This window comes from Pseudomonas sp. GW822-FHT02D10, assembly GCF_058802345.1.
Genome location: NZ_JBXAOB010000004.1, coordinates 98127 through 111068 on the forward strand (window position 1 = coordinate 98127; position 12942 = coordinate 111068).

General features: G+C 58.0%; 11 protein-coding genes, 1 tRNA gene and 1 pseudogene. 11 read left to right on the forward strand and 2 right to left on the reverse strand.

What is annotated here, in order from left to right; translation table 11 throughout:
* Positions 1-20: 20 nt before the first annotated feature.
* The 7 genes from infB to AC1RPZ_RS08395 all read left to right on the forward strand — a co-directional run bounded on the left by infB (position 21) and on the right by AC1RPZ_RS08395 (position 7360).
* Complete coding sequence (gene infB, locus AC1RPZ_RS08365; RefSeq protein WP_493136556.1) at positions 21-2537, forward strand: translation initiation factor IF-2; 2517 nt, start codon at positions 21-23, stop codon at positions 2535-2537.
* Between the two features lie 159 nt (positions 2538-2696).
* Positions 2697-3098, forward strand: a complete 402-nt coding sequence (gene rbfA, locus AC1RPZ_RS08370; RefSeq protein ID WP_123424214.1) for a 30S ribosome-binding factor RbfA — start codon at positions 2697-2699, stop codon at positions 3096-3098.
* A 3-nt stretch (positions 3099-3101) separates the two neighbouring features.
* On the forward strand, positions 3102-4019 hold the full coding sequence (gene truB / locus AC1RPZ_RS08375) for a tRNA pseudouridine(55) synthase TruB (protein ID WP_477767723.1): 918 nt from the start codon (positions 3102-3104) through the stop codon (positions 4017-4019).
* Between the two features lie 115 nt (positions 4020-4134).
* The gene (gene rpsO, locus AC1RPZ_RS08380) at positions 4135-4404 is read left to right on the forward strand and encodes a 30S ribosomal protein S15 (protein WP_003176135.1); all 270 of its coding nucleotides are present in this window, start codon (positions 4135-4137) and stop codon (positions 4402-4404) included.
* Positions 4405-4600: 196 nt separating this feature from the next.
* Positions 4601-6706 (forward strand): polyribonucleotide nucleotidyltransferase, encoded by a 2106-nt coding sequence (gene pnp / locus AC1RPZ_RS08385; protein WP_493136557.1) that lies wholly within the window; start codon positions 4601-4603, stop codon positions 6704-6706.
* A gap of 138 nt (positions 6707-6844) precedes the next feature.
* Positions 6845-6920: transfer RNA gene (locus AC1RPZ_RS08390), tRNA-Thr, on the forward strand.
* Between the two features lie 134 nt (positions 6921-7054).
* The gene (locus tag AC1RPZ_RS08395) at positions 7055-7360 is read left to right on the forward strand and encodes a DUF6388 family protein (RefSeq protein ID WP_493136558.1); all 306 of its coding nucleotides are present in this window, start codon (positions 7055-7057) and stop codon (positions 7358-7360) included.
* A gap of 81 nt (positions 7361-7441) precedes the next feature.
* Here the strand turns inward: AC1RPZ_RS08395 and nadC are convergent, their stop codons facing one another.
* Positions 7442-8290, reverse strand: a complete 849-nt coding sequence (gene nadC / locus AC1RPZ_RS08400; protein WP_493136560.1) for a carboxylating nicotinate-nucleotide diphosphorylase — start codon at positions 8288-8290, stop codon at positions 7442-7444.
* A 193-nt stretch (positions 8291-8483) separates the two neighbouring features.
* On the opposite strand from nadC, the gene ampD reads away from it, so the two are divergent.
* The 4 genes and pseudogenes from ampD (at position 8484) to AC1RPZ_RS08420 (ending at position 12123) form a co-directional block, all read left to right on the forward strand.
* A complete protein-coding gene (gene ampD / locus AC1RPZ_RS08405) occupies positions 8484-9044 on the forward strand; it encodes a 1,6-anhydro-N-acetylmuramyl-L-alanine amidase AmpD (RefSeq protein WP_493136836.1) in 561 nt (186 codons plus the stop codon).
* On the forward strand, positions 9041-9877 hold the full coding sequence (ampE, locus tag AC1RPZ_RS08410; RefSeq protein ID WP_493136562.1) for a regulatory signaling modulator protein AmpE: 837 nt from the start codon (positions 9041-9043) through the stop codon (positions 9875-9877). Before ampD ends, ampE begins: the two co-directional genes overlap by 4 nt.
* Positions 9878-11061: 1184 nt before the next feature.
* Positions 11062-11265, forward strand: a pseudogene (locus AC1RPZ_RS08415) (HAMP domain-containing protein); the annotation flags it as partial.
* A gap of 153 nt (positions 11266-11418) precedes the next feature.
* A complete protein-coding gene (locus AC1RPZ_RS08420; protein WP_493136837.1) occupies positions 11419-12123 on the forward strand; it encodes a methyl-accepting chemotaxis protein in 705 nt (234 codons plus the stop codon).
* 40 nt (positions 12124-12163) lie between these two features.
* Here AC1RPZ_RS08420 and AC1RPZ_RS08425 read toward each other — a convergent pair whose 3' ends face one another.
* Positions 12164-12940 carry a TatD family hydrolase gene (locus AC1RPZ_RS08425; RefSeq protein ID WP_493136564.1) on the reverse strand — a complete coding sequence of 259 codons (777 nt, stop codon included), beginning with the start codon at positions 12938-12940 and terminating at the stop codon, positions 12164-12166.
* Positions 12941-12942 lie beyond the last annotated feature (2 nt).

Genomic DNA, 12942 nt, shown 5'->3' on the forward strand with positions numbered 1-12942 from the left:
CGGCCTGAGGAGAGAAGTGCATGACGCAAGTCACGGTGAAACAACTGGCCGATGAGGTCAAAACACCGGTAGAGCGCCTGCTGCAGCAGATGCGTGAGGCAGGTCTGCCGCACACCGCCGCCGAGGAACATGTGACCGACAGTGAGAAGCAATCTTTGCTGACTCACTTGAAAAGCAGCCACAAGGCGAAAGTGGAAGAACCGCGCAAAATCACGTTGCAGCGTAAAACCACCAGCACCCTGCGTGTTGCTGGCAGCAAAAGCATCAGCGTTGAAGTGCGCAAGAAGAAAGTCTTCGTACAGCGCAGCCCGGAAGAAATCGAAGCCGAGCGCAAACGCGAGCTGGAAGAACGTCGCGCAGTAGAAAATGCTGCACGTCAGAAGGCTGAAGAAGAAGCCAAGCGTCGCGCTGAAGAAGAAGCGCGTCGCCAGCCTGCTGCTGCGCAACCTGCTGCTAATGAAGCTGTTGCAGCACCTGTTGCAGTTGCCGAGCCAGTGCGCGAAGCACCGGTTGTAGCGGCTGCGCCAGCGGCTGACACTCGCAAACGCGACGAACAGCGTCGTCCGGACAAACCACGTGCCGACGATAACAGCCGTCGTAGCGCGGGTGATGGTGAGCGCAAAAACGCTCCACATCGCGCTTCGGTCAAAGAAAAAGCGCCTGCTCCACGTGTTGCACCACGGACTACCGACGAAGAAAGCGATGGCTTCCGTCGTGGTGGTCGCGGTAAGGCCAAGCTGAAGAAACGCAATGCTCACGGTTTCCAGAGCCCAACCGGCCCTGTCGTGCGTGAAGTGAAGATCGGCGAGACCATCACTGTGGGCGATCTCGCTCAGCAGATGTCGGTCAAGGCTGCTGAAATCATCAAGTTCATGTTCAAACTGGGTACTCCAGCGACCATCAACCAGGTACTTGATCAGGAAACTGCTCAACTGGTAGCTGAAGAGCTGGGCCACAAAGTGACCCTGGTCAGCGACACCGCCCTGGAAGATTCCCTGGCCGAGTCCCTGAAGTTTGAAGGTGAGGCTTTCTCCCGTGCGCCAGTCGTGACCGTAATGGGCCACGTTGACCATGGCAAGACCTCGCTGCTCGACTATATCCGTCGTGCCAAGGTCGCTGCTGGCGAAGCCGGCGGTATCACCCAGCACATCGGCGCATACCACGTTGAAACTGACCGCGGCATGGTCACTTTCCTCGATACCCCGGGTCACGCCGCGTTTACCGCCATGCGTGCCCGTGGTGCCAAGGCGACCGACATCGTGATCCTGGTGGTTGCAGCGGACGACGGCGTAATGCCGCAAACCGTTGAAGCCGTACAGCACGCCAAGGCTGCTGGTGTTCCGCTGGTTGTTGCAGTGAACAAAATCGACAAGCCGGGCGCTGATCTCGATCGCATCCGTAGCGAACTGTCGGTTCACGGCGTGACCTCGGAAGAGTGGGGCGGCGACACTCCGTTCGTATCGGTTTCGGCGAAAGTCGGTACGGGTGTAGACGAATTGCTCGAAGCTGTTCTGCTGCAAGCAGAAGTTCTCGAACTGAAAGCGACTCCTTCGGCTCCTGGCCGTGGTGTCGTGGTTGAATCGCGTCTCGACAAAGGTCGTGGTCCGGTGGCAACCGTTCTGGTTCAGGACGGCACTCTGCGCCAAGGCGACATGGTACTGGTCGGTTCGAACTATGGCCGCGTTCGCGCCATGCTCGACGAGAACGGCAAGCCGATCAAGGAAGCCGGTCCTTCCATCCCTGTCGAGATTCTCGGCCTGGACGGTACCCCGGACGCTGGCGACGAGATGAGCGTGGTTGCCGACGAGAAGAAAGCCCGTGAAGTGGCTCTGTTCCGTCAAGGCAAGTTCCGCGAAGTCAAACTGGCTCGTGCTCACGCAGGCAAGCTGGAAAACATCTTCGAGAACATGGGCCAGGAAGAGAAGAAGACGCTTAACATCGTCCTCAAATCCGACGTCCGTGGTTCGCTGGAAGCGTTGAACGGCGCCTTGAACGGCCTGGGTAACGACGAAGTGCAAGTGCGTGTAGTCGGTGGCGGTGTCGGTGGTATCACCGAGAGCGACGCCAACCTGGCACTGGCCTCCAACGCTGTACTGTTCGGCTTCAACGTGCGTGCCGATGCTGGCGCTCGCAAGATCGTCGAGCAGGAAGGTCTGGATATGCGTTACTACAACGTGATCTACGACATCATCGAAGACGTCAAGAAAGCCCTGACCGGTATGCTTGGCAGCGACGTTCGGGAGAACATCCTGGGTATCGCTGAAGTCCGCGACGTGTTCCGTTCGCCGAAGTTTGGCGCGATCGCCGGTTGCATGGTTATTGAAGGTGTTGTGCACCGTAACCGTCCAATCCGTGTACTGCGTGAAGACGTCGTTATCTTCGAAGGTGAGCTGGAATCCCTGCGCCGCTTCAAGGATGACGCTTCCGATGTACGTGCCGGCATGGAATGCGGTATCGGCGTGAAGAGCTACAACGACGTCAAAGTCGGTGACAAGATCGAAGTCTTCGAGAAGGTTCAGGTTGCTCGCAGCCTCTAACTCGCGCACTTCAAGAGCCGTGATGGGCTGCCGCATGCAAATGCACGGCGCATCACCCGGACTCTAAACGCAACGCCCGGTCTGGCTTCTGTCAGGCCGGGCGTTTGCCGCTTTCAGACCACACGGGTTTCACCGTGAGGCAGTAACAGGTAACAAGACATGGCAAAAGAATACAGCCGTACCCAACGTATCGGCGATCAGATGCAGCGCGAGCTGGCACAGCTGATCCGTCGTGAAGTCAAAGACCCGCGCGTCGGCCTGGTCACCATTACCGCTGTTGAAGTCAGTCGTGACGTCGGTCACGCCAAGATCTTCATCACCGTAATGGGCCAGGACAGCGCAGACGATATCGCTCAAAGCATCAAGGTGCTGAACTCGGCTGCCGGGTTCCTGCGCATGCAGTTGGCTCGCGAGATGAAGCTGCGCAGCGTTCCACAGCTGCACTTCCACTACGACGAAAGTGTTGTGCGTGGCGCTCATCTGTCGGCATTGATCGAACGCGCCGTGGCTGAAGACAACCAGCACCCGGTTGTGGCAGAACCCGTAGACACCAAGGAGTAATCGGTGGCTCAGGTCAAACGTATCCGTCGTAACGTCAGCGGCATCATCCTGCTCGACAAGCCGCTGGGGTTCACCTCCAACGCGGCCTTGCAGAAGGTTCGCTGGCTGCTCAATGCCGAGAAGGCCGGGCACACTGGCAGTCTTGATCCGCTGGCCACCGGCGTGTTGCCGCTGTGCTTCGGTGAGGCGACCAAGTTCTCGCAATACTTGCTCGACTCCGACAAGGGTTATGAAACCCTGGCGCAATTGGGCAAGACCACCACCACGGCAGACGCTGAAGGTGAGGTTTTGCAGGAACGTCCGGTGACCGTTGGTCGCGCCGATATCGAAGCGGTTTTGCCGAAGTTTCGTGGGCAAATCAGTCAGATACCGCCGATGTACTCAGCCCTCAAGCGTGACGGTCAGCCGTTGTACAAGCTGGCCCGTGCAGGTGAAGTGGTGGAGCGCGAACCGCGTTCTGTTACTATTGCGCGCTTGGAATTGCTGGCCTTTGAAGGTGATACTGCGCGCTTCGCCGTAGATTGCAGCAAAGGCACCTATATCCGGACCCTCGTGGAGGATATTGGTGAAGAGCTCGGTTGTGGCGCTTACGTTGCGCAGCTGCGACGTACCCAGGCCGGTCCGTTCAGTCTGGCCCAGACGGTCACGCTAGAAGAGTTGGAAGCCGTACATGCCGAAGGCGGCAACGAAGCGGTTGATCGCTTCCTGATGCCATCGGACAGCGGCCTGCTGGATTGGCCACTGTTGCAGTTTTCGGAGCATAGCTCGTTCTACTGGCTCAACGGCCAACCGGTACGTGCCCCGGATGCACCGAAGTTCGGCATGGTACGCGTACAGGATCACAATGGTCGCTTCATCGGTATCGGTGAAGTGAGCGAAGACGGGCGCATCGCGCCGCGTCGACTGATTCGGTCAGAATGACCGAACGAGGGTGGCTGTTAACAGGCACGGTCACTACTCATTTTTAGATACAGGGATTTGTCCCTGGCCTGTTGAAATCGCCCTTTGGGTGGTTTCCTGATAAAAGGATTGCCTCATGGCTCTCGACGTTCAAGAAAAAGCTCAAATCGTAGCTGACTACCAGCAAGCTGTTGGTGACACTGGTTCGCCAGAAGTGCAAGTTGCACTGCTGACCCACAACATCAACAAGCTGCAAGGTCACTTCAAGGCCAACGGTAAAGATCACCACTCCCGTCGTGGTCTGATCCGCATGGTAAACCAGCGCCGTAAGCTGCTGGACTACCTGAAAGGCAAAGATCTGGGCCGTTACCAGGCTCTGATCGGTCGCCTGGGTCTGCGTCGCTAATCAGCGATTGCGCTAGAGGTTGGTTGTCTGTCGTGTGTCAGTGGGATTCCCGCTGGCCCATGGCAGGCTCCCAGCCTCAAGTTTTATCTGGACAGTAGTTTTATCTGGACAATGACAGTCGGGCCGATTCCCGGCGTTGCCCAAGAATTTCGCAAGAAAACCAGTTCCCCAAGAGCCACAAAGAAGGTAGGACACCGTGAACCCGGTAATCAAAAAATTCCAGTTCGGTCAGTCGACCGTTACCCTCGAGACTGGCCGTATCGCCCGTCAGGCCTCCGGCGCAGTATTGGTCACCGTTGACGACGACGTCAGCGTATTGGTGACCGTAGTCGGTGCCAAACAAGCCGATCCAGGCAAGGGCTTCTTCCCTCTGTCTGTTCACTACCAGGAAAAAACTTACGCTGCCGGTAAGATCCCTGGCGGTTTCTTCAAGCGCGAAGGCCGTCCTTCCGAGAAAGAAACCCTGACTTCCCGACTGATCGACCGTCCGATCCGTCCGCTGTTCCCGGAAGGCTTCATGAACGAAGTGCAGGTAGTCTGCACCGTCGTTTCCACCAGCAAAAAGACCGATCCGGACATCGCTGCGATGATCGGTACCTCGGCTGCACTGGCCATCTCCGGCATTCCTTTCGATGGCCCGATCGGCGCTGCCCGCGTTGCGTTCCACGAAAGCACCGGCTACCTGCTGAACCCGACTTACGAACAACTGAAAGCCTCGAGCCTGGACATGGTCGTTGCCGGTACTTCGGAAGCCGTTCTGATGGTTGAATCGGAAGCCAAAGAGCTGACCGAAGACCAGATGCTGGGCGCGGTACTGTTTGCTCACGACGAGTTCCAGGTTGTGATCAACGCTGTTAAAGAACTGGCTGCCGAAGCTGCCAAGCCAACGTGGACCTGGGCTCCTCAGCCAGAAGCCACCGCACTGCTGGGCGCTATCCGTGCCGAGTTCGGCGAAGCGATCTCCCAGGCTTACACCATCACCATCAAGGCCGACCGTTACGCTCGCCTGGGTGAGCTGAAAGACCAGGTTGTTGCCAAGCTGTCCGGTGAAGAAGGCCAGCCTTCTTCCAGCGAAGTCAAAGCAGCTTTCGGTGAAATCGAATACCGCACCGTTCGCGAAAACATCGTAAACGGCAAGCCACGTATCGACGGTCGTGACACCCGCACCGTACGTCCGCTGAACATCGAAGTCGGCGTTCTGCCGAAGACCCACGGTTCGGCGCTGTTCACCCGTGGCGAAACCCAGGCTCTGGTAGTCGCGACGCTGGGCACCGCCCGTGACGCACAGCTGCTGGATACCCTCGAAGGCGAGAAAAAAGACCCGTTCATGCTGCACTACAACTTCCCTCCGTTCTCGGTGGGCGAGTGTGGTCGCATGGGTGGCGCTGGTCGTCGCGAAATCGGCCACGGCCGTTTGGCCCGTCGTTCGGTTCAGGCCATGCTGCCTGCTGCTGACGTGTTCCCGTACACCATCCGTGTGGTATCGGAAATCACCGAGTCCAACGGTTCCAGCTCCATGGCTTCGGTCTGCGGTGCTTCCCTGGCTCTGATGGACGCTGGTGTGCCGATGAAGGCACCGGTTGCCGGTATCGCCATGGGTCTGGTTAAAGAAGGCGAGAAATTCGCCGTTCTGACCGACATCCTGGGTGACGAAGACCACCTGGGCGACATGGACTTCAAAGTAGCCGGTACCGCCAAAGGTGTTACCGCGCTGCAGATGGACATCAAGATCAAAGGCATCACCGAAGAAATCATGGAAATCGCTCTGGGCCAAGCCCTGGAAGCGCGCCTGAACATCCTCGGCCAGATGAACCAGATCATTGGCCAGTCGCGTACCGAATTGTCGGAAAACGCTCCGACCATGATCGCGATGAAAATCGACACCGACAAAATCCGTGATGTCATCGGTAAAGGCGGCGCGACCATTCGTGCGATCTGTGAAGAGACCAAGGCTTCGATCGATATCGAAGACGACGGTTCGATCAAGATCTTCGGCGAAACCAAGGAAGCGGCTGAAGCTGCGCGTCAGCGCGTTCTGGGCATCACCGCTGAAGCCGAAATCGGCAAGATCTACGTGGGTAAAGTTGAGCGCATCGTCGACTTCGGCGCATTCGTCAACATCCTGCCTGGCAAGGACGGTCTGGTTCACATCTCCATGCTGAGCGACGCTCGCGTTGAGAAAGTGACCGACATCCTGAAAGAAGGCCAGGAAGTGGAAGTACTGGTACTGGACGTGGACAACCGCGGCCGTATCAAGCTGTCCATCAAAGACGTAGCAGCTGCCAAGGCTTCGGGCGTTTAATTCGCCTTTTGCCTGACCGCTTCAACGTTGTAGAAATGCCCCGCAGTGAAAGCTGCGGGGTATTTTTTTTGTCTGCGAAAAAATGAGACGCTTCATGAAGTTGCCCGACCCCAAAGTCAGTGCTAGGTTTAGCCCACCGCCCGTGTAGCTCAGCCGGTAGAGCAGCGCACTCGTAACGCGAAGGTCGCAGGTTCGATTCCTGTCTCGGGCACCAGGCACCACCTGTTTTCAAATGATCCCGAATGGTTCTGAAGGCCAGACAAACCGGGTTTCAATCGGTTTTTTTGCGTCAGAGAGATCCTTGATGATCCAGATCCATCTTCCATTCCCCAGATCAAAGAGAACGTCATGACTGTTAAAGAGTTGACCCAAGAAGCCAGACACGAAGAAGCCCTCAAGAAGTACGTGCTAGATGCGCCCGAATTGATGGAAGAGATCAAGAACCTGAGCGCTGACGATCAGAAAGATCAGATTCAGTGGGCGTTCGAGGACGAGGCAGAAGCGCAGGGCTTGCAGCCCTGGGAGCTGACGCTCAAGTACACCTCAACGCCGGAAGAATACGAAGCGACGCGCCTTGCGTTGCACAAGGAAGCCGCCGAAGTGCTGGGCGTCGAGTGGGAAGAATACTGCGAGATGAACAATCTGGTGGTTTGAGAGCAGCTTCAAGCTTCAAGCGGCAAGCTACAAGCCACGCGCGGAACAGCTTGAGGCTTGCAGCTTGCGGCTTGCGGCTCCTCAGATACTGAGGCGCATCGACAGGTCCACAGCCTTAACATCCTTGGTCATCGCACCAATCGAGATGTAATCCACACCCGTCTCGGCGATCGGCCGCAAGGTGCTTTCGTTGACGCCACCGCTGGCCTCGAGTTTCGCCTTGCCGGCATTCAGCCGCACGGCTTCGCGCATGTCATCCAGGCTCAGCTCATCAAGCATGATGATGTCGGCACCCGCCGCCAAGGCCTCTTTGAGCTCCGCCAGACTCTCCACTTCCACTTCAACCGGTTTGCCCGGTGCGATCTTGTGCGCAGCCGCAATGGCTTGAGGGATGCCACCACAGGCGGCGATATGGTTTTCCTTGATCAGGAAGGCATCGTACAGGCCGATGCGGTGGTTGTGGCAGCTACCGCAGGTTACGGCGTACTTTTGCGCCAATCGCAGCCCTGGCAGGGTTTTGCGGGTATCCAGCAGTTTCACCTGAGTATCGGTGACGAAGTCGGCCAAGTACTGCGCGCGAGTGGCGACACCGGAAAGCAGTTGCAGGAAGTTCAGCGCGCTACGCTCGCCGGTCAGCAGCGAGCGGGCCGGGCCTTCGAGGTGAAACAGCGCCTGATTGGGGCTCACGCGTTCACCGTCGCGCACTTGCCAGTGCACCGCGACCCGCGGGTCCAGTTGCCGAAAAACGGCATCAACCCAGGCGGTACCGCTGATAACGGCCGCGTCGCGGGTAATGATGGTGGCTTTGGCCAGGCGTTCGGCCGGAATCAATTGTGCGGTGATGTCGCCGCTGCCGATGTCTTCCAGCAACGCACGGCGCACGTTGGCTTCGATTTCGGCGGTCAAATCGGCGAGGCGTAGATTCGGCATGACGGGCTCCACAAACAAAGTGGTCCGATTATAGGGCCATGGCGCAATCGAACCCAAGGCACCCGATGCATTCACCGGGCGCTGGAGTCGGTAATTGGCAATCTGCGCCAACTCAATCGCGGCAAGTGATCGCAACCTGAGGGCCGATCACGGCATACTGGATCCCATCGAAGCCGTCATTGAAGGAACCTCTATGCAGCTGGACCCCGCGAGCGGTTGGTTTGAAGGCGTGCGCCATTGCCCGTCACCCAACTTCAATGCGCGCCCTACGGGCGAAATCTCCTTGCTGGTGATCCACAACATCAGCCTGCCACCGGCGCAGTTCGCGACGGGCAAGGTGCAGGAATTTTTTCAGAACCGTCTGGATGTCACCGAGCACCCCTACTTTGAAGGGATTGCCGACTTGCGTGTGTCTGCGCATTTTCTGATCGAGCGTGACGGCGCGATCACACAGTTTGTCTCTTGTCTTGAACGGGCATGGCACGCAGGCGTTTCCCGGTTCGAGGGGCGCGAAGGCTGTAACGATTTCTCCCTCGGTATCGAGCTTGAAGGCACCGATGATCTGCCGTTCACCGATGCGCAGTATCAAGCGCTGATTGCCCTGACCCGCCAATTGCAGTCTACGTTTACAGCCATCACCCATTCACGTATCCAGGGTCATAGCGATATCGCACCTGGGCGCAAGACGGATCCAGGACCGGCGTTCGACTGGGCACGCTATCGCGCGGCTCTGGAAAAAGGGGAAGCACAATGAGTTTTCTGGTGTTACTGCTGGCTGTCTGGATCGAGAAGTTCTCGGCCTTGCGTCATCAAGTTCAGCGCGACAGCGGATGGTTGCGAGAGCTGGTCAAACTTGAAGCCAGCCCAAAGCTTGCGAATCGGCCTTGGCTGGTACTGGCATTACTGGTGCTGTTCCCTGTGGCGTTGCTCGGTTTGTTGTTGCTGGCGCTAGAGCCGGTGGCCTATGGCTTGCTGGCCTTGCCGGTGCATTTGCTGGTGGTGATTTACAGCCTGGGTCGTGGTGATTTACTCGGCGGTTTGGGACCGTTTCGCGATGCCTGGCGCCGGGAAGACCTGCAAGCGGCGGCGCTTGTCGCCAAACGTGACCTGGATATTTGTGCCGACAGCGGCGAGCAATTGCTGCAGAAGGTTCAAGCTCATTTGCTGTGGCAGGCTTACCAGAGTTTTTTTGCGGTGATTTTCTGGTACTTCCTGCTCGGCCCGGTGGCGGCCCTGAGTTATCGCTTGCTGGCCTTGGCGGCCGAGCACGGCAAGAACCCGGCAGTGGCTGAGCGGGCCGCACAATTGCGACATGCCTTTGACTGGCTGCCGGTGCGCTTGTTGGCGGCGAGTTTTGCCCTGGTCGGCAACTTCGTCGCGGTCAGTCGGGTGATGCTCCATGAATTATTGAACTGGAACATCAGCGCCGCACAGCTGATCGAGAACGTCGGCATGGTGGCAGGTGAGATCCCGGCGCCGGTGGCGGGGCCGGAAGGGGTTCACAACCTGGATCAGATCTGGGAACTGCTGCTGCGAGCGGCGGTGGTCTGGTATGCCGGGTTTGCCGTTTGGACCGTGCTGCCCTGATTTCTGCATAAAATTTAAAAGATCGCAGCCTTCGGCAGCTCCTACGGGGATCAAGTGAGTCTGTAGGAGCTGCCGCAGGCTGCGATCTTTTGCCGTTAACCTTAAGTTACAAAACCTCCCTTCGATTTGAGCTATACAGAAGCAGCACGCCATAGTGGCTATCTGCTGCATCTGCGTGCCTGCCCAAAAAAATAAGAAATGAAAGGGGGACGTCCGTGAAGAGTTTGCTCTATCCCGCCGTTGCGCTGATGAATCGCCTGAGCTTCGGTATGAAGTTCAGCCTGATCAGCGTGCTGTTTTTCTTTCCCATGCTGGTGACCAATTTCTATCTGGTCCGCGACTCGTATCGCGAGTTCCAGGGCACTCAGGTCGAATTGCAAAGCCTCGACCTGTTGGGCAGTGGCCTGACGCTGCGGCGGGATCTGGAAACCTTGAACAACCTGGTGCAGATCAACGCGACCCTTGGCCAGTCCGGCAAGGCGGGAGATATCGAATCGAAGATCAGCGCCCTTGAGCAGAACGTGCTTGCACGTCTGCAAGGCCTGACCGCGATGGCCATCGATCCTGAGCAAGTCAGTATTTTTGATGGCAAACGCGATGAAATGATCGAGGCGTTCAAGGCTCAACAAGCGGAAAAATCCGTGCAAAGCAAAAGTGCGCTGATCGGCAAGCTGCTCGGCAATGCACAGGTTTTCGGTCAGATCATCGCCAGTCAGGCCGGCCTGAGCCGTGATAACCAGAGCGACATGCGCCAGTTGAGTGAGTTGATCACCAGCGTCACCCCGCGAATGACGCAAACCCTCGGCGAAGGCCGGGCGATGGGGGCTAGCTCGTTGGGGCAGGGGTTTCTCAACTCCGCTTCGAGCACCCGCTTCGATGAACTGCTGGCGCAGATCGAAAAGCTTCAGGCCGAATACGCCTTGAAGTTGCAGGATGCACTGGCTGCCGGCAAAGCGGCGCGTGAGGTGCTGGAACCCTCGGCCAATGTCAGCAAAGCCACACTCAAGCAAGCCAGCGAGCTATTTGAAGAGCAAGTGGTGATGGCCGACACCCTCGATACGCCTTGGCAGGGTTTTTACGATCAGGTCACCGGGCTGATGGACAAGACCTATCAACTGAACGATGCGACGCTGAAGTTTTTCGGCGTTCAATTGCAGCAACGCCTGGAGCAGAACCGCACGCACATGCTGTTGCAAGTGGTGGCGCTGTCAGTGGTTTTTGTGCTGATTTTCTATCTTTACGGTGGTTTCTACGCCTCCACCCGCACCACTCTCAAGCGTCTGGGCGGGGTCATGGACAAGGTGGCGGCCGGTGACATGACAGTCACGTTCACCGCCCACAGCCGCGATGAGTTGGGTGAGCTGGGCAACGTCTTCAATGGCACCGTGGCCAAGATTCATGACCTGATCGAGTTGGTCGGCAAGACCGTCAACGAGGTCGAGCGTCAGGCGAGTCAGGTGGAAATGGTATCGGCCCAGAGCAATCAGGCTGTGGCTGGCCAGCGCACGCAGATCGAGCAAGTCGCCACGGCGATGAACCAGATGTCGGCCACCGCTCAGGAAGTTGCGCGCAGTGCAGCGGCTGCCGTCAGCAGTGCCCACAGCGTAAACGATGAAACCATTAGCGGCCGTGGGTTGGTCGAGTCGCAGCAAGGCAGCATTGCGCAATTGGCCAGCGAAATCGATTCGTCGGTGTTGGTGATCAATCAACTGGCCAGTGACAGCCAGTCCATCAGCCGTGTGCTGGAAGTGATCAAAAGCATCGCTGAGCAGACCAACCTGTTGGCGCTCAACGCCGCCATCGAGGCCGCTCGTGCAGGCGAGCAAGGTCGCGGCTTTGCGGTGGTGGCCGATGAAGTCCGCACGTTGGCCAAACGCACCCAGCAATCGACCGAAGAAATCGAACAGATGATTGCCAAGCTGCACGGTGGCGTTGGCGCGGCCGTGAAGGCCATGGGCGTCAGTCATCAAATGGCTAGCGGCACGGTGGGTCAGTCGGAAAAGGTTCAGCAAGCCCTGGAGAATATCCTGGGTGCGGTGGGCATGATCGTCGATCAGAACCAGCAAATTGCTGCGGCAGTCGAGCAGCAAACCGCGGTGGCCCACGATATCGACCAGAACATCGTCGAGATCAACCGGGCCGGCGAGCGCACTGCTGAAGGTGCGCACCAGACCGAAAACGCCAGCCGTGTGTTGTCGGCCCAAGTGGTGGAATTGAAGCACTTGATCAGCGCATTCAGGGTTTGAAGAACGGTGGACGGCTTACGGACCGCCGCAAGCCGACTGATTACCAGTTGAACAGTTCACAGGCATTGGCGGTGCTGGCGGCGGCCAGTTGCTCGGGGCTGATGGCCATGATCTGCGCCAATGCCGCGCAAATTGCCGGCAGATGAGCCGGGCTGTTGCGTTGTCCGGGGTACATGGCGGGCGCCATGTCCGGTGAATCGGTCTCCAGCACCACCGAGGTCAGTGGCAAACCGGCGATGACTTTGTGCATGCGCAACGCTTGTGGCCAGGTCGCCGCGCCGCCCAACCCCAGTTTGAAACCCAGTTTGATGTATTCGCGGGCCTCTTCCTGGCTGCCGGCAAAGGCGTGGATGATGCCGGCGCGTTTGAGCCTGAAGCGTTTCAAGGTCGCAATCACCGCCGCATGGCTGCGCCGCACATGCAGCAACGCGGGTAGCTGGAAGTCCTTCGCCAGTTGCAGTTGTGCTTCAAGCAACGCTTGCTGGCGTTCGCGGTCCAGAGCCTCAAGAAAGTAGTCCAGGCCAATTTCACCCACCGCACACAGTTGCCGATGGCCGGCCAGACGCGTCAGCCAGTCCGCCAGTTCAGTCAGATCGGCAGGGCGATGCTCATCGAGGTAGACCGGGTGCAGGCCAAACGCGGCATGCAGGTCCGGATCGCTTTGCACCAGATCCCATACCCGCTGCCAATTGCGCTGATAAACCCCCAGTACCACCATCCGCTTCACACCCAAGGCGCGGCTTTGAGCCAGCAGCGCCTGACGGTCTTCGTCGAAGTCCGGAAAGTCCAGATGAGTGTGGCTGTCGATCAGCTCCACGT

Coding starts and splice junctions, on each gene's coding strand:
- infB (WP_493136556.1), top strand. CDS start 21: ATGACGCAAGTCACGGTGAAACAACTGGCCGATGAGGTCAAAACACCG.
- rbfA (WP_123424214.1), top strand. CDS start 2,697: ATGGCAAAAGAATACAGCCGTACCCAACGTATCGGCGATCAGATGCAG.
- rpsO (WP_003176135.1), top strand. CDS start 4,135: ATGGCTCTCGACGTTCAAGAAAAAGCTCAAATCGTAGCTGACTACCAG.
- AC1RPZ_RS08395 (WP_493136558.1), top strand. CDS start 7,055: ATGACTGTTAAAGAGTTGACCCAAGAAGCCAGACACGAAGAAGCCCTC.
- nadC (WP_493136560.1), bottom strand. CDS start 8,290: ATGCCGAATCTACGCCTCGCCGATTTGACCGCCGAAATCGAAGCCAAC.
- ampD (WP_493136836.1), top strand. CDS start 8,484: ATGCAGCTGGACCCCGCGAGCGGTTGGTTTGAAGGCGTGCGCCATTGC.
- ampE (WP_493136562.1), top strand. CDS start 9,041: ATGAGTTTTCTGGTGTTACTGCTGGCTGTCTGGATCGAGAAGTTCTCG.
- AC1RPZ_RS08420 (WP_493136837.1), top strand. CDS start 11,419: ATGTCGGCCACCGCTCAGGAAGTTGCGCGCAGTGCAGCGGCTGCCGTC.